Origin of the sequence: Aquabacterium sp., assembly GCF_035476535.1 — a bacterium.
Taxonomy (GTDB): domain Bacteria; phylum Pseudomonadota; class Gammaproteobacteria; order Burkholderiales; family Burkholderiaceae_C; genus Pseudaquabacterium.
This window is the reverse complement of record NZ_DATILJ010000251.1, coordinates 121,765-139,913: the sequence shown is the minus strand read 5'-3', so window position 1 is coordinate 139,913 and position 18,149 is coordinate 121,765. Positions and strand designations below refer to the sequence as shown.

Here is an 18,149-nt window from a genome sequence, read left to right as displayed (position 1 = left end):
TCGTCGCAATGGATGATCGGGATCGGCGTGCCCCAGTAGCGCTGGCGGCTGACGCCCCAGTCGCGCAGGCGCCAGGTGGTCTTCTTCTCGCCGAGTCCTTTGGCCGTCAGCACTTCGGCCACCTTGTCGACCGCCGGCTTCAGCGCCAGGCCGTCGAGCAGGCCGGAGTTGACGCAGCGGCCGCGCTGCTTGTCGCCATACCACTCGGCCCAGGCCTCGGCGGAGAAGGCTTCACCCTCGACGGCGATCACTTGCAGGATCGGCAGGCTGTACTTCTTGGCGAACGCGAAGTCGCGTTCGTCGTGCGAGGGCACGCCCATCACCGCGCCGTCGCCATAGCTCATCAGCACGTAGTTGCCGACCCACACTTCCACCTGCTCGCCGGTCAGCGGGTGCGTGACGAAGAGGCCGGTGCGTTGGCCTTCCTTTTCCTTGGTCGCCAGCTCGGCTTCGGTGGTGCCGCCGGCCTTGCAGGCCTCGATGAAGGCGGCGAGGGTCGGGTTCGTCGCGGCGGCATGCGTGGCCAGCGGGTGCTCGGGCGCCACGGCGCAGAAGGTCACGCCCATGATGGTGTCGGCCCGGGTCGTGAAGACCCACAGCTTGCCGTCGCCGATCAGGGTGCCGCCGGCATCGTGGATGGCATGCGGGAACGCGAAGCGCACGCCTTCGCTCTTGCCGATCCAGTTCTCCTGCATCAGCCGCACGCGTTCGGGCCAGCCGCTCAGGTAGTGCGGGTCGTCCGGATTCGCCACAGCGGAGAGCAGCTCTTCCGCGTAGCCGGTGATCTTCAGGTAGTAGCCGGGGATCTCGCGCTTTTCGATCACCGCGCCGGAGCGCCAGCCGCGGCCGTCGATCACCTGCTCGTTGGCGAGCACGGTCTGGTCCACCGGATCCCAGTTGACGACCTGCGTGCGGCGTTCGGCGATGCCCTTCTCCAGCATCTTCAGGAACAGCCACTGGTTCCATTTGTAGTAGGCCGGGTCGCAGGTGGCGACCTCGCGCGACCAGTCGATCGCCAGGCCCATGGCCTGCATCTGGCCCTTCATGTGCGCGATGTTCGAATACGTCCACTGGGCAGGCGGCACCTTGTTCTTCATCGCGGCGTTTTCGGCCGGCAGGCCGAAGGCGTCCCAGCCCATCGGCATCAGCACGTTCATGCCCTTCATGCGCAGCTGGCGCGTGAGCATGTCGTTGATCGTGTAGTTGCGCACATGGCCCATGTGCAGCTTGCCGCTGGGGTAGGGCAGCATTGAGCAGGCGTAGAACTTCGGGCGGCTGGCGTCCTCGGTGACGCGGTAGGCGTCCGTCGCGTTCCAGTGCGCCTGCGCCGCGGCTTCGAGCTCGGTGGGAGCGTATTTCTCGTTCATGGCCCCGATTGTAGGAGTGGCCCTTTGCAGGCCTCGGGGGCTAACGCGCCGGCGATGCGCCGGATTCGGTGACGAAGCCGATGCGCGTCAAGCCACCTTCCTGCACCAGGCCGATCAGCTCGGCAATGCGGCCATAGGACACGCTCTTGTCGGCGCGCAACTGCACCTCGGTGGCGCGGTTGCGCACGGCGGCTTCGCGCACGCGCAGCTTCAGCTGCTCGGCCGTCACCGCTTCGTCGCCCCAATACAGCTGGCCCTGCGGATCGACCGCGACGGTGATGAACTGTGCCGCGTCGGTCGGTTTGGCGCCTTCGGTCTTGGGCAGGTCGAGTTTCAAGCTCGAGGTCATCAAGGGCGCGGTGATCATGAAGATCACCAGCAGCACCAGCATGACGTCGATCAGCGGCGTCATGTTGATCTCGCTCATCGGACGCGAGCCGCTGAATCGTTCGAGCCGGCCGAATGCCATGTGCTTGCCCGCGGGGCTCAGTGCCTGGCGGTGTCCAGCGCCATTTCGCGCAGGTCGTGCGCGAAGCCTTCAAGTTCGGCCTCGCAGGCGCCGATCCACTTGCCGAACAGGTTGTAGGCCAGCACCGCCGGGATGGCCACGGCCAGGCCGGCGGCGGTCATGATCAGCGCTTCGCCGACCGGGCCGGCGACTTTCTCGATGGTGATCGAGCCTGCCGCCGAAATGCTGACCAGCGCGTGGTAGATGCCCCAGACGGTGCCGAACAGGCCGATGAAGGGCGCCGTGCTGCCGATGGAGGCCAGCAGCACCTGGCCGAACTGCAGGTGGGCCAGGCCGCCATGCAGCGCGTCGCGCAGGCGACGCGTGAGCTGCGAGGCCAGCGCGCCATGCGTTTCCAGCGTGCCGCTGCCCTGGCGCGCCGCGGCGGCGGTGAGCAGCGGCGACAGCACCTGCTCACGGTCCAGCGCGCCGAGCCGGGTGGCGCCGGCCTCCACCGAGTCGGCCGACCAGAATGCCGGCACCGCGCGTGCGATGTCGCGCCGCGCACGCTGCAGCACCCAGGCCTTCCAGACGATCACCACCCAGGCGCTGATCGACATCGCCAGCAGCAGGCCGGCCACGGTGCGGCCGATCGCGTCACTCTGGGTCCAGAACTGGCTGAGGCCTTCCATCGGCGGTGCTATCGCAGGCCCAGCACGTCGTTCATGTCGAACAGGCCGCGCGCCTGCCCGGCCAGGAAGCGCGCGGCGCGCAGGCTGCCCTGGGCGTAGGCGACGCGGCTGGTGCTCTTGTGCGTGATCTCGATGCGTTCACCGATGCCGGCGAAGAGCACCGTGTGGTCGCCGATGATGTCGCCGCCGCGGATGGCGCTGAAGCCGATGGTCGATGGGTCGCGCTCGCCGGTGACGCCTTCACGGGCGTACACCGCGCAGTCGGCCAGCGAGCGGCCGAGCGCGCTGGCCAGCACTTCGCCCATCTGCAAGGCGGTGCCGCTGGGTGCATCGACCTTGTGGCGGTGGTGGGTTTCGATGACCTCGATGTCGTAGCCTTGGTTCAGCGCGCGGGCGGCCTGGTCCAGCAGCTTCATCACCACGTTGACGCCGACACTCATGTTCGGCGCCATCATCACGGCGATGTCGCGCGCGACGGCGCCGATCTCGGCCTTCTGCTCGGCACTGAAGCCGGTGGTGCCGACGACGCACTTGACGCCGAGTTCGCGGCACAGCGCCAGATGCGCCAGCGTGCCGGCGGGGCGGGTGAAGTCGATCAATACCTGCGCGTTGGCGAGCCCGGCGCGCAGGTCGCTGGTGATGGCCACGCCGGTGTTGCGGCCCAGCGGCGCACCGGCGTCCTGGCCCAGGCTGGGGCTGTCGGGCAGGTCGAGCGCGCCGGCCAGCTGGCAATCGGGCGCGGCCAGAACGGCTTCGATCAGCATGTGGCCCATGCGTCCGCTGGCGCCGGTGATAGCGATGCGCAGGGGCGGGGCGGACGTGCTCATTGGAGTACCTCGTGCTTCGCACTCCGGTATTCGCCCTTGGGGCGGCCCGGCGCGCTCATGAGGGTTCCAGCGGCGGGTAGCTGCGCACGGCGCCCGCAGGCTCGGCGGGCGGCTGGTCGACCTTCGCTGGCCGCGGCAGTGCCTGTTTCTGCTCGTCGCTCAGTTCCAGCACCTGCTTCTTGCCGGTGCTCTTGGTGCGGCTGATCGAGGCAACGAACTCCCGTTCGGACGGCAGCTCCGGCGCGTCCAGGCGCTTCAGCGCGTCCCCGTCGAAATAGGCGACGATGGTGCGCTGCTGCGGCTCAGTGCCGGGGCGCTTGATCGTGAACACATAGTCCCAGCGGTCGGCATGGAAGATGTCGGTGAGCATCGGCGAGCCGAGGATGTCGCGCACCTGGTTGCGCGTCATGCCGGGCTTGATCTGGCCGGCCTGCTCCTTGGTGACGACATTGCCCTGCACGATGTCGATGCGGTAGGGCGTGATCACGCCGAGGAAGTTGTCGGTGGTCTGCAGCGACATGCAGCCGCCGGCCGCCAGCGCAGCGGCCCCGGCGGCGGCCAGCGCGGTCAGGCGGCAAAAGAGAACAACGGAGGTGGGAAGGCCTGCCATGCGAGAGGGGGTGGGTGGCGTCGCATCGGGCGCGCCGCACCAGGCTGGATATGATCCGGGGATTCTAGTGTGGTGCCGCACGCCAGCGACCTGCTGGCAACCACCCCCTTGCCGGACACGCCGATGACAAACGCCGACGAACTCAAGAGCAGCGGCCTGAAGGCCACGCTGCCGCGCATCAAGATCCTGGAAGTCTTCCAGCGCACGGCCCAGCGCCACATGACGGCCGAAGATGTCTTCAAGGCCTTGCTCACCGAAGGCGCCGACATCGGCCTGGCCACCGTCTACCGGGTGCTGATGCAGTTCGAGCAGGCCGGGCTGCTGACGCGCAACCACTTCGAATCCGGAAAGTCGGTGTTCGAGCTCAACGAAGGCCAGCACCACGACCACCTGGTGTGCATGACCTGCGGCCGCGTCGAGGAGTTCTACGACAACGAGATCGAGAAGCGCCAGCGGGCGGTGGCCCTGGAGCGCGGCTTCGACCTGCAGGAGCACTCGCTGGCGCTGTACGCCGTCTGTACCAAGACGGCCTGCCCGCACAAAGGCAAGTAGGCCTTCTATTCCTCGCCTTGTTCCATCGCGCGCTGGTGGCGCTCGATGAACTCCTGATAAGTGTCGATGCCGCGCAGCTGCAGGATGGTGTTGCGCACCGCGGCCTCGACCAGCACGGCCAGGTTGCGGCCGGCGTCCACGGTGATCACCACCTTGCGCGTCGGGATACCCAGGATCTCTTCGTACAGTGGTTCGTAGGGCAGGCGCTCGAACTCGCGGTCCATCGTCTCCTTGCGCACCAGGTGCACGATGAGCTTCAGCCGCATCTTGCGGCGTACGGCCGTCTCGCCAAAGATCGACTTGATGTCCAGCAGGCCGATGCCGCGCACTTCCAGCAGGTTCAGCAGCAATTCGGGGCAGCGGCCCTCCAGCGCACTTTGCGACACCTTGTACAGGTCCACCGCATCGTCGGCCACCAGGCCATGGCCGCGCGAAATCAGCTCCAGCCCGAGTTCACTCTTGCCCAGGCCCGATTCACCGGTCAGCAGCACGCCCAGCCCGAGGATGTCCATGAAAACGCCATGGCGGGTGATGCGGTCGGCAAACAGCTGCGCCAGGTAGGCGCGCACGATGTCGATCACCTGGCCGGCCGATTCGCTGGTGACGAACAATGGAATCTCGGCGCGGTCGCACATCGCGACCAGTCGATCGGGCGGCGCCACGCCATCGGCACCGATCAGCACCGGCGGCTCCAGCGTCACGATGCGCGAGATGCGGCGCTCCTGGTCTTCCGGCGAGGAGAACGACAGGTAGGCCACCTCGCGGCGGCCGACGATCTGCACGCGGTAGGGATGGATGTAGTTCAGGTAGCCGACCAGGTCGGCGGCCGATTGCGCATCGCGCACCGCTGCTTCGTCGAAGCGGCGCTCCGGGTGCGCGTGGCCGGCGATCCATTCCCAGCGCAGGATTTCGCGATGGGCCTCGAACAAGGCCTCCGCGCTGATCGAGGTGGGTTTCAAAGGGGCTTGCTGCTTACGCGACGGACTTCAACGGCGCCCAGTCGGCGATGAGCTTGTGCAGCGCGGCCGAGTCTTCGGCGGCTTTCATGCGTTCGCGCAGTTCACGGTCGGACAGCAACTCGGCGATTTCCGACAGGATTTCCAGGTGACGCTGTGTCGCGGCTTCGGGCACCAGCAGAAAGATCAGCAGGCTCACCGCCTCGTCGTCCGGCGCGTCGAAAGGGATCGGTTGCTGCACGCGCAACACGGCGGCCAGCGGGTTCTTCAACCCCTTGATGCGGCCATGGGGAATGGCCACGCCATGGCCCAGCCCAGTGGAGCCCAGGCGTTCCCGGGCGAACAGGTTGTCGGTGACGGTGGCGCGGGCAATCGAGTGCTGGTTCTCGAACATCAGGCCGGCGTGTTCGAACGCGCGCTTCTTGCTGGTGGCGTCAACATTCACCAGCACATTGCTGGCGGGCAGGATAGCGGCGAGACGGTTCATGGCGTTCACCCCGCATCACGGCAAGTTCCGGCCTGCGCAACAACGGGTCCTGTGACAGAGAGATGATTATAGAAATGCATTGCTGCACTGCACGGTTGACAGCACCCCCGTCTGCGGGATGTTGTCACGGCGCCGCACCCTGTCAGGATCCCGACAGCAAAGACGGCCCCCGCAGGGGCCGTGGTTGTGGGTTGATCGGGACTGTCAGACCGCGCCGGCGTCCATGCGCTTGGTGGATTGGTGGTGGTGATCGTGCAGGCGATCCTTGTGGCGCACCACTTGGCGATCGAGCTTGTCCATCAGCTGGTCGATCGCGGCGTACAAATCCTCGTGGGACTGTTCGACAAAGATGTCCTTGCCCTTGACATGGAGGGTGACCTCCGCCTTCTGCCTTCGTTCCTTCTCAGTCAGTTTCTCGACCGTCAGCAGCACGTTGATGTCAACGACTTGGTCGAAGTGCCGGGTGACCCGGTCCAGCTTGGTGAGCACGTACTCACGCAGAGCCGGTGTCACTTCGAGGTGGTGTCCGCTGATCGTCAGGTTCATCAGAACCTCCTTTTCACGAGGGTTGGCCAAGATCTGGCACCGGAATGGGCCGCCGCACATGGCGTGCGGCCCATCCGTTGCGAACCCAGTGTGCTACCGATGACGCGCGTGTGACAAGTGCAGGGGCGGGTGTAGCATCCGATGGTTTGCCAAACTTCTTGCGCAGCCCGCGTTTCCGGCGCGACGCGCTGGACAAACGGGCCTCTGGCAGCACCCGCAACCGGCAAAACACGCTAAAGTGCGGCACCCGAAGCCAGCCTGCGGGCCTTCGTTGGCCCGCAAGCCCTCCAGCCGACAAAACAAGCGCAATGCGAAAGAGCGCGGCCAATGCCGATGTCCTGTCCACCCGCGAGGCTGCTGAACGCCTGGGCGTAGCGCTGCGCACCGTGCAGTTGTGGGTCGAGGGCGGGGTGCTGCCGGCGTGGAAGACCGCGGGCGGACACCGGCGCATCTCGCGTGCCGCAGTGGAAAAGCTGATCGCCGAACGCAGCCATGCCCTGTCCGGGCAGCCGAACGCGGCTGCAGCCAGTGACAACCGGCCGCTGCGCGTCCTGGTGGTCGAAGACGACCCGGACATGCTGAAGCTGATCTGCATGGTCATGGAGGGTTGGGATTTGCCGCTGCAAATTCGCACCGCGACGAACGGCTTCGAGGCGCTGCTGCGCATCGGCGACGAAAGCCCCGACCTGCTGCTGACTGATCTGAACATGCCGGGCATGGATGGCTTCAAGATGATCAACGCACTGCAGGGCCACAATCCTGGAGGGGACGCGTTGCGCGTGGTGGTCGTCACGGCGCTGAGCCCGTCCGAGGTGGCCCAGCGCGGCGGCTTGCCGGAAAGCGTGCGCTTGTTCACCAAGCCCTTACCCTTCGACGACCTCGAAGTGCTGCTGCGCGAGCAGTACGGCGCACTGGCCGCCGCGGCGCTGCCATAATTTGCCGATCACAACATCGGAGCCATCCGTTGGACCAGAGTCACCCTCGGTGACCGTCCACTCCAGCGTCTGAGTCGTCCCGCCACGGGGTGACGTCGCGAATCGGGGTGAGACGGTGCACGACCCGCCAATCCCCCGAAGACCGCCCATGCCGCACGCCTGCGCTGCCATGGCGCTGGAGATGCAGCATGCTCAATGTGTTCGCGCTGGCCAATGGCAGGCTGGTGCAGGAAGAGATCGACAACCCTGAAGCGCTGGCGCGCGCGCTGCCGGTGTGGGTCGACCTCGAGTCCCCGTCGCCGATGGAGAAGGGCTGGATCACCGCCCGCTTCGGCCTGACGATCCCCGACGACATCGTCGACGACGACCTCGAAGAATCAGCCCGCTTCTACGAGGAGGACAACGGCGAACTGCACATCCGCTCGGACTTCCTGATCGACGACGACGTGGCGCCGCGCAATGTGCGCGTGGCCTTCATCCTGAAGGACGGCGTGCTGTTTTCGGTGCACGGCGAAGACCTGCCGGTGTTCCGGCTGCTGCGCCTGCGCGCGCGGCGCATTCCGGCCTTGATCGGCGATGCGAAAGATGTGCTGCTGAAGCTCTACGATGCCGATGCCGAATACTCGGCCGATGCGCTGGAGGGCATCTACGATAGCCTGGAGCGGGTCAGCGCGCGCGTGCTGACGCAGGACGTGGACGACAGGGCAGCCGGTGCCGCGCTGAGTGCCATCGCCAAGGAAGAAGACCTGAACGGCCGCATTCGTCGCAACGTGATGGACACGCGCCGCGCCGTGAGCTTCATGATGCGCAGCCGCATGCTCAATGCCGAGCAGTTCGAGGAAGCGCGGCAGATCCTGCGCGACATCGATTCGCTGGATTCGCACACTGCGTTCCTGTTCGACAAGATCAACTTCCTGATGGATGCGACGGTCGGCTTCATCAACATCAACCAGAACAAGATCATCAAGATCTTCTCGGTGGCCTCGGTGGCGCTGCTGCCGCCGACGCTGATCGCCAGCATCTACGGCATGAACTTCAAGCACATGCCCGAACTGGATCAAGCCTGGGGCTACCCGTTTGCAGTCGCGCTGATGGTGGCCTCGGTGGCCGCGCCCTTCATCTACTTCCGCCGCAAGGGCTGGTTGCGCTGAGGCCGACGGTCGAAGCCGATTGATCCATCAGTCCGCCGGCCCCGCGGTGAACTCTCACCGCGGGAGGAGGAAGAAGCCGTGCAGCGCCCTGACGCGAACGAGGGAGGGAGGGAGGAGGAGGAGAAGCGCCTCAGGATTGCTGTCCGGTTGCCCGGATGGCTGCACGGCTGAAAGCGGCACGGAACCCACACACTGATACCAGCCTGCCGGGCGTCCGATAAGTCATTGACACGGCGCTGCCAAAAAGGTTCCCGGCGAGCACTGGGTGCCGGTCTTCATTGGTTTCAAGCTGTCAGCGGATATCTGCAACTGGACTCATCGCATGGACGGGCGCAGTGAGATTCAACGCAAACAAGCCCTTGTCACCGCGTCCGGCCTAAAATGCGCGGTTACCCAAGGAAACGCCATGCTCTACCCGGAACTTTTCAAGCAGCTCGAATCGGTGCGTTGGAACATGGATTCGGACATTGCCTGGGCCTCTTTCGATGGCACGCGACTCAGCGAAGAGCAGGCGCAGACGGTGAAGATGAACGCCATCACCGAATGGGCCGCGCTGCCGGCCACCGAGATGTTCTTGCGCGACAACCGCGACGACAGCGATTTCTCGGCCTTCATGAGCGTGTGGTTCTTCGAGGAACAAAAGCACTCGCTGGTGCTGATGGAGTACCTGCGCCGCTTCCGGCCGGACCTGGTGCCCACCGAAGAAGAGTTGCACCAGGTGCGCTTCGAATTCGACCCCGCGCCGGCGCTGGAAACGCTGATGCTGCATTTCTGCGGGGAGGTGCGGCTGAACCACTGGTACCGCCGCGCCGCCGAATGGCACACCGAGCCGGTGATCAAGCAGATCTACGAAACCCTGGCCAAGGACGAGGCCCGCCACGGTGGCGCCTACCTGCGCTACATGAAGCGCGCGCTGACGAAGTTCGGCGATGAAGCGCGGGCTGCCTTCACCAAGGTGGGGGTGCTGATGGCCAGCGCACGCCGCACCGCGCAGGCGCTGCATCCGACCAACCTGCACGTGAACGAAAAGCTGTTCCCGCGCGACACCATCCAGAGCCGCCTGCCGGACCCGGCCTGGCTGGAGCATTGGCTGGACAAGCAGATCCAGTTCGATACCGTGTGGGAGAACAAGGTCGTCGAACGCATCCTGCACAACCTGAGCCTGCTGATGGAGCGCAGCTTCGCCAGCGTGCAGGAACTCAACCGCTACCGCAAGGAAGTGACGGCCTCGCTGGCCGCCGCGCGGCTGGCGCCAGGCGCCCCCGGCGCAGCGCCGGCCTGACGATCCTCGGGGCCAATCAGCCCCTTCAGCCGCTACAGGGCTTCAGCCTTTCAGCGCGGCCAGCCGCTCCTGGTCGGCCTTGCGGTCGGCCGTGACCTTCTGCGCCGACGGGCGTTGGCCGATCATCGCCGCATAGGGCTTCCACGCGATGCCGGCGGCCACCAGCAAGTCTTCGCCGAGCACGATCTTGCTGGCCATGCCCACCAGCGGCAGGCTGACCCAGGCGGCGCAGTCGGCCTGTGTGAACGTCTCACCCGCCAGGTAGGGGCCGAACGTCGCGAGCCGCTTGAAGCCGGCGATGTTCTTCACCAGCTGCTTGCGGATGCGCGCCTGGTTGGCCTCGCTCACCGTGCCGCCGAAGAAGGCCTGCGGGTATAGCTCGCGCGCCACCAGCTCCAGGTGCAGGTCGACGAAGGTCACCAGCTCATGCACCTTGGCCGCCTGCCACGGATCTTCCGGCAGCAGCGGCACCGCGGGGTAGGCGGCCTCCAGGTAGTCCAGGATCACCTGGCTTTCGCACAGGCTGCCTTGCGGCGTGCGGATGAAGGGCACCTTGCCCAGCGGTGAGCACGACAGCACGGCTTCTTCGGCCGAACCCGTCATGCAGGCCTCTTCCTCGAACGGCACGCCTTTTTCGAGCAAGGCCAGCTTCACCTTGTTGTAGTAGTTCGACAGGCCGAAGCCGCAGAGGGTGAGCATCACAAGGTCTCCAGAGTGTGTCGCTGCAGTCTAGGCGTCGGCGCGGGCCGGTCGCCGCCACGCAGGCGACAGGTCAGCGGCGCAGCAGCAGCCAGCCGCATAATGCGCCGGCCAGCGCGCCGGTGGCGTGTGCCAGCGGCGCGATCGGGATGTCCCAGCCTGCTACATGGCGCAGTGGCCCCAGCCACGGCGACTCCAGCAGCACTTTCAGCAGCAGCCCGGCCAGCAAGGCAATGCCGATCCACCGCCGCGGCCGCGCGCCCTGGCGCAGCAGCGCCACCGCCGCCACCGCCACGCCGGCATGCAGCACGCCCGACAGCCCGCCGTAGTGGCGCAGCGCCGGTTGCAGCAGCAGGCCGAGGTGCGTCAGCGGCCAGGCCAGCAGCCAGGCGGCCACGGCCCGGCCGCGGCATGCCGCCGCCGCGCCCAGCAAGGCCACCAGCACCAGCCCCAGCAGGTTGGCGCCCAGGTGCAGGGCGCTCCAGTGCACGAAGGCGGCGGTCCACCAGCGCCAGGGTTGCCCCGCAGCCAGCCCGGGCTGCCAGTCCAGCCGTGCGGTGGGCATCCACCAAGCGACCAAGGCCCCCGAAGCCAACCCGCCGCACAGCCACCACCAGAACCGGTACCTCAACCGAAAACGGCCTGCCACAGCGCGAGCACGGCGTCGCGCTCGCTGGCCAGGTCCTCGGGCGGAAACTGCGTCGGCCGTTCATCGAGCCGCGCGCGATGCTGCGCACGGCGCAGTTCACGGTAGGCATCCGCTGCGGCGCTGCCGATGCCCGGCGGCAGCAGGCCTGCACCTTCCGCCCGCTGCAGCAGCGCGATGTTGCCGGCGTTGTCCAGCAGCGCCGGATGCCGGGCGCCATGGGCCAGCACCAGGTACTGCACCGCGAACTCGGCGTCCATCATGCCGCCCGGGCTGTGCTTGACGTCGAACACCTCGGGCTTGACCGGCCGCGCTTTCTGCACCTTCTCGCGCATGCCGACGACCTCGCGCTTCAGCGCCTCGTTGTCGCGCACCGTGGCCAGCACCTGCCGGCGCACGGCCTCGAAGCGTTCGGCCAGATCGGGGGAGCCGGCGCAGAAGCGTGCCCGCGTCACGGCCTGGTGCTCCCAGGTCCATGCGGTGTTGCCACCGCGGCCGACTTGGTAGCGCTCGAACGCGGCGATCGAGGTCACCAGCAGGCCCGAATTGCCGTTCGGCCGCAGCGCGGTGTCGATGTCGAAAAGCTCGCCGGCCGCAGTGCGCAGGGTCATCCAGGTGATCATCTTGCGCACGCAGTGGCCATACACCTCCTGCGCGCGGTCGGCATCGGCTTCATCCGAGTCGTCGTAAAGGAACACCACGTCCAGGTCGCTGCCGTAGCCCAGTTCCTTGCCGCCGAGCTTGCCGTAGGCGATGACGGCAAAGCGCGGCGCTTCGCGGTGGCGCTGCTTCAGCCGCGGCCAGACCCAGCGCAGCGTGATGTCCATCGTGGCATCGGCCAGCGCGGACAGGTCGTCGGCCACTTGCTCGACGGTGATCAGCCCCTCGACATCGCGCACCAGTGTGCGGAAGACCTCGGCGTGGTGGGCATGGCGCAGCGTGTCGAGCAGCGCGTCTTCATCGGCCTGGCCGCTGCGCTGCCACGCGGCATGGCGGTCGTCCAGGGCATCGAGATACTCGCTGCGGTCGAAGCGGCCATGCAGCAGGCGTGGATCGGCAAGTTCGTCGATCACGCCCGGATGCAGCATCAAATAGCGCATCGGCCAGCGCGCCAGGCCCAGCAGGCGCAGCAGGCGCTTCATCACCTCGGGCCGCTCGACCAGCAGCGCCAGGTAGCTGTCGCGGCGCAGCAGCGGTTCGAGCCAGTCGACGAAGCGCAAGGCGGCGTCGATGGTGCACAGCTCGGCCTCGACCGCCAGCGCCGCGCGCAACACCAGCTTGCCCAGGCGCAGCTTGCTCTCGTCGCGCAGCGCCATCACCCGCGGCTGGGCGTTCCACTGGCGCACGCGCTCGGCCAGCGCCGGCGGCAGCTTGTCGGCCAGCGCTTCGCTGTCCAGCGGCAGCGGGCCGGTGCCGCATTGCCGGCAGCCGTTCTTGCCGCCGCTGCCTGGCATCGGCGCCTGGCCGTCGTGCAGCAGCGCGTCGAATTCGGTGGCCACCAGTTCGCGGATCTCGCCCAGCCGGTCCAGCAGCTCGCAGGCGTCGGGCCGGCACACGTGCAGGCCCAGCGAGCGTGCGATCCAGGTCAGGTCGCCGTCCTGCGTCGGCAGCAGGTGCGTCTGCTGGTCGTCGAGGTACTGGATGCGGTGCTCGACACGGCGCAGGAAGACGTAGGCCGCGGCCAGCTTGTCGGCAGTGTCGGGCTTCATCAGGCCACGCCCGGCCAGCAGGCCCAGCGCCTTCAGCGTGGAGCGCGTGCGGATCTCGGGAAACTGCCCGCCGCGCACCACCAGCAGCAGTTGCACGATGAACTCGATCTCGCGGATGCCGCCGCGCGAGAGCTTGACGTCGTTGGCGCGCTCGGGCCGCCCCGCGGCACGGCGCTGCGCCTCTTCGCGGATCTTGCGGTGCAGCTGGCGCAGGCCTTCGAAGATGCCGTAGTCCAGGTAACGGCGGTAGACGAAGGCCGTGACCAGCGAGCGCAGCGGCAGCGCGCGGCCGCTGGTGACGGCCAGGCGCGGTGCGACGACGCGGCTCTTCAGCCAGGCGAAGCGCTCCCACTCGCGGCCCTGCACCTGGAAATACTCCTCCAGCATGCCCAGGCTGACCACCGGCGGCCCCGAGTTGCCGTTGGGCCGCAGCGCCAGGTCGACGCGAAAGACGAAGCCGTCGTCGGTGGTGTCGCCGATCAGCGCGTACAGGCGCTTGGCCACGGCCGAGAAATACTCGTGCGCGCTGGTCGACAGTTTTCCTGTTGTCTGGCCATCGTCCTCGTAGACGTAGACCAGGTCGATGTCCGACGAGACATTCAGCTCGCGCGCGCCGAGCTTGCCCATGCCGATGATCCAGAAATCGATGGTCTGGCCGTTGACATCCAGCGGTGGGCCGCAGCGCTGGTCTTCGTCGGCCCGGGCCTGGGCCAGCGCGAGTTCCAGCGTGGCCTCGGCCAGTGCCGTCATCGTCGCGGTGACATGGGCCAGCGGTGCGTCCCGCTCGACGTCCAGCACCACCAGGCGCTCCAGCACCAGCTGGCGCGCCACCCGCAGCGCCGAGGCCAGCGGCCGGCCCGCCGCGCGCAGCCGTTCCACCAGCGCGGTGATCGTGACGGCATCGGGCACCCCCTCGGGCAGCAAGCCCAAGTCGGCGGCGTAGCGGCGCCGAATGCGCTGCACGTAGCGGCTGTGGTCGGCGGTGGCCGGTAGCTCTTCTATGGAGTCGGTGGAACCCATGGTGCAGCGGGGGGTCTGTGCTAGATTGGCTCGATCGCCGCGGTGTCGAGCCGGCGGCAATGCGTCAACGGCCCGCGATGGCTCCCCTCACAAGCTGCGTGCTGGTTGTCCCTCATTCATGTCTCACTTCACGTTCGCCGCTTCCACGCCGCGCCGCAGGATGCGCTGGTGGCGCACGTTGCTGCAGTGGGGCACAGGGTTGCTGTTCGCGGCGTGGAGCTTATGCCTGCTCGCGTGGCTGACTCTGCACTGGGGGATTCTGCCTCGGCTGGACGATTGGCGCCCGCGCATCGAGGCTTATGCCAGCAGCGCCGTGGGGGCGCCGGTGGAGATTGGCCGCATCGCGGTGCAGTCTTCCGGCTGGGTGCCGGCCTTCGAGCTGAACGATGTGGTGCTGCGCGACGCGCGCGGCCGCGAGGCCCTGCGCCTGCCGCGGGTGGCGGCGGCGCTGTCGGTGCCATCGCTGCTGGCCTTTCACCTGCGCTTCGAGCAACTGCTGATCGACGATGCGCGGCTGGAGGTGCGGCGCGATGCCCAGGGCCGCATTCACGTTGCCGGCATGGATGTCGAGGGCGACGCGATGGCCGATGGCGGGGCGCTGGCCGATTGGTTCTTCGAGCAGCATGAATTCGTCATCCGCCGCGGCGCCTTGCGCTGGGTGGACGAGCAGCGCAACGCGCCGCCCTTGGCCTTGTCCGACGTGCAACTGGTGCTGCGCAACCGCCTGCGCAGCCATGAGTTGCGGCTGGACGCCACGCCGCCGGCGGCCTGGGGCGAACGCTTCACGCTGAGCGCGCGAGCCCGGCAACCCTTGCTGGCGCGGGCCGGCGACTGGCAACGCTGGCGCGGCACGCTGCATGCTGACCTGCCGCAGGCCACGGTGGCCGAGTTGCGCCGCCATGTCGACCTGCCGTTCGAGCTGTCGCAAGGCCGCGGTGCGCTGCGCGCCTGGGTCGATTTCGACCAGGGCCTGGCCCGTGGTGCGACGCTGGACATCGCCTTGCGCGACCTGTCGGTGCGCCTGGCGCCCGGGCTGGAGCCGCTGGCGCTGAGCCAGGCCAGCGGCCGCCTGGTGGCTGAGCGCCAGGCCGATGGCGTGAAGCTCGCCGCCACGCGATTCGGCTTCGTCACCGCGGAGGGGCAGGTCTGGCCCGAGGGCAACCTGTCGCTCAGCTGGCGCCAGCAGCAGCCGCGGCGGGCCTCCGACGCGGCCGCGTCGCATGCGGTGACCGGCGGCGAACTGGCCATCGACAGGCTGGACCTGGCGGTCACGGCCGAACTGGCGGAACGCCTGCCCCTGGGCGCACGGCTGCGCCAGTTGCTGGCCGAGCTGGCGCCGCAAGGCAGCGTCAGCCCATTGACGGCCAGCTGGCAAGGCCCGCTCGATGCACCGCAGCGCTACCAGGTCAAGGCCAGCGTCAAGGCCATGGCCATCACCGCGGGGGCGCCCGAACAGCCCGGCGGTGTCGGCCGGCCCGGATGGCGCGGCGCCGACTTCGAGTTCACCGCCGGCGAAACCGGGGGCCAGGCGCGGCTGGGGCTGAACGGCGGCGCGCTGGAGTTTCCCGGCGTGTTCGAGCAGGCCGTGGTGCCTTTGAAGCGCTTCGGCGCCGACCTGCTATGGCGCGTCGAGCCCGCCGGTGCCGGCGAAAGCGGGCCGCGGCTGAGCCTGAAGGTCGACAACGCGCGCTTTGAAAACGACGAGGTGCAGGGTGAGTTGAGCGCCCACTGGCGCACCGGCGCCAGCGAGGGTTTCGGCAAGGGCGCACGCCTGCCCGGTGCACTGGAGCTGCAGGGCAAGCTGTCGCAGGGCCAGGCCACCGCCGTCGCGCGCTACCTGCCGCTGGGCCTGCCTGACAGTGTGCGCAGCTATGTCAAGCGTGCGGTGGTCTCGGGCAAGGTCGGTGCGACGACCTTCCGCGTCAAGGGCGACCTGTGGGACTTTCCGTACCTGCAGCGCAAGGACGGCGAGTTCCGCATCGCCGGCCTGGTGCAGGGCGTGACGCTGGCCTATGTGCCCTCGGAGCCTGGCTGGGAATCGCCGTGGCCGGCGTTCAGCGAGGTCTCGGGCGAACTGGTGTTCGAACGCACTTCGATGCAGATCCGCAACGCGCAGGCCCGGCTGTGGGGCGTCGAGCTGCACGATGTCAACGGCGGCATGCGCGACCTGGCCGTACCGGTGCTGGAGATCGACGGTCAGGCGCGCGGTTCGGCCGCAGATCTGCTGCGCTATGTCAATGCCACGCCGGTCGGCGAATGGGCTGGCGGCCTGCTCGGCCAGGCGACGGTTACCGGGCCCGCGGAGCTGAAGCTGAGCCTGCAGCTGCCGATGAATCACCTGGACCGCTCGGTGGTCAAGGGCAGCGTGTTGATGCAGGGCGGCGATGCCCGCGTGCGGCCCGATTCGCCGACGCTGACGGCCGTGCGCGGCCGCGTCGATTTCACGCAGCAGGGGGTGCATGTCAACAACGCCGCGGTGCGGCTGTTCGGCGGCGACGCGGTGATTGACGGCGGCAACCTGCCCGACGGCAGCCTGCGCTTCACCGCCAGCGGCACGGCCACCGCGGAGGCCTTGCGCCGTGCGCCCGAATTCGCCGGCATGGCGCGCTGGATGGCGCGGCTGCAGGGTCAGGCCGCCTACCGGGCGCAACTGAGCGTCAACAAGGGCCAGGCCGACTGGCTGTTGACCAGCCCGCTCACCGGCATGGCCATTGACCTGCCGGTGCCCTTGCGCAAGTCCGCCGAACTGAGTTGGCCGCTGCGCATCCAGGTGAGCCCCAGCGCAGAAACGCGCACGGGCGGCGTTGCGTCGCGCGACCTGGTGCGCATCGACCTCGGCTCGGTGCTGCAGGCGCAGTACCTGCGTGATGTCTCGCAGGACGTGCCGCAGGTCCTGCGTGGCGCCGTCGCGCTGCAGGCGCCGCTGCCCGAGATGGCGCCCGGTGTGCGCGCCACGGCCGAGTTCGACCGCCTGGACATCGATGCCTGGCAGGCCGTGCTGCCGGCATCGGCCGCCGGGCCGTCCGCGCTGGACAACGGCTACGTCCCGCAGGCCATCCAGATGAAGGCCCAGGAGCTGCTGATGGGTGGCCGGCGGCTGACGCACCTGGCCCTGGACCTGAAGCGTTATGCCGGCAGCAGCGAAGAAGGCTGGCGCGCCAAGATCGAGGCCGACCAGGCCAGTGGCGACGTGGACTACCGCGAACCCCGCGGCCCGGCGAGCGCCGGCCGCATCCATGCCCGGCTGGCGCGCTTGTCGCTGCCGCGCAGCGAGGTGGCTAGCGTCGAGGGCCTGCTCGAACAGGCGCCGGCCAGCGTGCCGGCGCTGGACATCCAGGTCGATGATTTCGAGTTGCGCGGCAAGAAGCTCGGCAAGCTCTCGGTCGAGGCCGTCAACCGCAGCCTGAGCGGTGTGGAGTCGGCGCGTGAATGGCGGCTGACCAACCTGTCGCTGCGCATGCCCGAGGGCTTGTTCACGGCCACCGGCCAATGGGGTTATGTGGCCGGCGCGCCGCAGCGCCGCCGCATGGGGCTCGACTTCACGTTCGACATCGCCGACAGCGGCGCGCTGCTCGAACGCCTGGGCTTCGGCCCGGTGGTGCGCGGCGGCAAGGGCCAGATGCATGGCACGCTGGGCTGGGCCGGCTCACCACTGGGGCTGGACATCCCCTCGCTCGATGGGCAGATGGCCATTGCGCTGGACGCCGGGCAGTTCCTGAAGGCCGACCCCGGTGTCGCGCGGCTGCTCGGCGTGCTGAGCCTGCAAGCGCTGCCGCGCCGCCTGCTGCTGGACTTCCGCGACGTGTTCCAGGAAGGTTTTGCCTTCGATAACTTCAGCGGCGACGTGCAGCTCGTGCGCGGCATCGCCAGCACGCGCAACCTGCGCATGCGCGGTGTGCAGGCGGTGGTGCTGATGGAAGGCTCGGCCGACATCGGCCGTGAGACGCAGGACTTGCGCGTGGTGGTGGTGCCCGAGATCAATGCCGGCACCGCGTCGCTGGCCTATGCGGCGATCAACCCGGTGATCGGCCTGGGCACCTTCCTGACGCAGTGGCTGTTGAGCGGCCCCTTGAGTCAGGCCGGCACGCGCGAGTTCCGCATCAGCGGCGGCTGGGATGATCCGAAGGTGGTGCCGGTCGAGCGCAAGTCGGGCGAGCCGGCGCCGGCACTGCCCGGCGCTCCGGTGCCACCCGCCGCGCCGCCGCCGGTCCGCACCCCGTGA

The 18,149-nt window shown here is 68.1% G+C and carries 16 protein-coding genes; 5 read left to right on the top strand and 11 right to left on the bottom strand.

The window, feature by feature from the left end; translation table 11 throughout:
* The 5 genes from leuS to VLK61_RS25220 form a co-directional block, all read right to left on the bottom strand.
* The coding region (gene leuS / locus VLK61_RS25240; protein WP_325425179.1) for a leucine--tRNA ligase at positions 1–1,367 on the bottom strand (1,367 nt) is incomplete at its 3' end.
* A 40-nt stretch (positions 1,368–1,407) separates the two neighbouring features.
* On the bottom strand, positions 1,408–1,794 hold the full coding sequence (locus VLK61_RS25235) for an ExbD/TolR family protein (protein WP_414636855.1): 387 nt from the start codon (positions 1,792–1,794) through the stop codon (positions 1,408–1,410).
* A gap of 59 nt (positions 1,795–1,853) precedes the next feature.
* Entirely contained in the window at positions 1,854–2,507 is a 654-nt protein-coding gene (locus VLK61_RS25230) for a MotA/TolQ/ExbB proton channel family protein (RefSeq protein WP_325425175.1), read from the bottom strand.
* 8 nt (positions 2,508–2,515) lie between these two features.
* Positions 2,516–3,334: a 4-hydroxy-tetrahydrodipicolinate reductase gene (gene dapB, locus VLK61_RS25225; protein WP_325425173.1), complete on the bottom strand. Its 819-nt coding sequence runs from the start codon at positions 3,332–3,334 to the stop codon at positions 2,516–2,518.
* A gap of 55 nt (positions 3,335–3,389) precedes the next feature.
* Positions 3,390–3,944, bottom strand: a complete 555-nt coding sequence (locus VLK61_RS25220; RefSeq protein ID WP_325425171.1) for an outer membrane protein assembly factor BamE — start codon at positions 3,942–3,944, stop codon at positions 3,390–3,392.
* Between the two features lie 123 nt (positions 3,945–4,067).
* Between VLK61_RS25220 and fur the strand changes: the two genes are divergently transcribed.
* A complete protein-coding gene (fur, locus tag VLK61_RS25215) occupies positions 4,068–4,496 on the top strand; it encodes a ferric iron uptake transcriptional regulator (protein ID WP_325425169.1) in 429 nt (142 codons plus the stop codon).
* 5 nt (positions 4,497–4,501) lie between these two features.
* Here fur and hprK read toward each other — a convergent pair whose 3' ends face one another.
* From hprK to hpf, 3 genes are all read right to left on the bottom strand, one after another.
* On the bottom strand, positions 4,502–5,455 hold the full coding sequence (gene hprK, locus VLK61_RS25210) for an HPr(Ser) kinase/phosphatase (protein WP_325425167.1): 954 nt from the start codon (positions 5,453–5,455) through the stop codon (positions 4,502–4,504).
* 13 nt (positions 5,456–5,468) lie between these two features.
* Positions 5,469–5,939, bottom strand: a complete 471-nt coding sequence (locus VLK61_RS25205) for a PTS sugar transporter subunit IIA (RefSeq protein ID WP_325425165.1) — start codon at positions 5,937–5,939, stop codon at positions 5,469–5,471.
* Between the two features lie 204 nt (positions 5,940–6,143).
* Entirely contained in the window at positions 6,144–6,485 is a 342-nt protein-coding gene (gene hpf, locus VLK61_RS25200; RefSeq protein WP_325425163.1) for a ribosome hibernation-promoting factor, HPF/YfiA family, read from the bottom strand.
* Positions 6,486–6,631: 146 nt separating this feature from the next.
* Between hpf and VLK61_RS25195 the strand changes: the two genes are divergently transcribed.
* The 3 genes from VLK61_RS25195 (at position 6,632) to VLK61_RS25185 (ending at position 9,853) form a co-directional block, all read left to right on the top strand.
* Complete coding sequence (locus VLK61_RS25195; RefSeq protein ID WP_325425161.1) at positions 6,632–7,420, top strand: response regulator; 789 nt, start codon at positions 6,632–6,634, stop codon at positions 7,418–7,420.
* A gap of 188 nt (positions 7,421–7,608) precedes the next feature.
* The gene (gene corA / locus VLK61_RS25190) at positions 7,609–8,571 is read left to right on the top strand and encodes a magnesium/cobalt transporter CorA (protein WP_325425159.1); all 963 of its coding nucleotides are present in this window, start codon (positions 7,609–7,611) and stop codon (positions 8,569–8,571) included.
* Between the two features lie 406 nt (positions 8,572–8,977).
* Positions 8,978–9,853, top strand: a complete 876-nt coding sequence (locus VLK61_RS25185; protein WP_325425157.1) for a ferritin-like domain-containing protein — start codon at positions 8,978–8,980, stop codon at positions 9,851–9,853.
* 42 nt (positions 9,854–9,895) lie between these two features.
* Here the strand turns inward: VLK61_RS25185 and VLK61_RS25180 are convergent, their stop codons facing one another.
* The 3 genes from VLK61_RS25180 to glnE all read right to left on the bottom strand — a co-directional run bounded on the left by VLK61_RS25180 (position 9,896) and on the right by glnE (position 13,927).
* Complete coding sequence (locus VLK61_RS25180; RefSeq protein ID WP_325425155.1) at positions 9,896–10,552, bottom strand: glutathione S-transferase; 657 nt, start codon at positions 10,550–10,552, stop codon at positions 9,896–9,898.
* A gap of 73 nt (positions 10,553–10,625) precedes the next feature.
* Positions 10,626–11,117, bottom strand: a complete 492-nt coding sequence (gene rrtA / locus VLK61_RS25175) for a rhombosortase (protein ID WP_325425153.1) — start codon at positions 11,115–11,117, stop codon at positions 10,626–10,628.
* A gap of 62 nt (positions 11,118–11,179) precedes the next feature.
* Positions 11,180–13,927: a bifunctional [glutamate--ammonia ligase]-adenylyl-L-tyrosine phosphorylase/[glutamate--ammonia-ligase] adenylyltransferase gene (gene glnE, locus VLK61_RS25170; protein WP_325425151.1), complete on the bottom strand. Its 2,748-nt coding sequence runs from the start codon at positions 13,925–13,927 to the stop codon at positions 11,180–11,182.
* A gap of 118 nt (positions 13,928–14,045) precedes the next feature.
* On the opposite strand from glnE, the gene VLK61_RS25165 reads away from it, so the two are divergent.
* Entirely contained in the window at positions 14,046–18,149 is a 4,104-nt protein-coding gene (locus VLK61_RS25165; RefSeq protein ID WP_325425149.1) for a YhdP family protein, read from the top strand.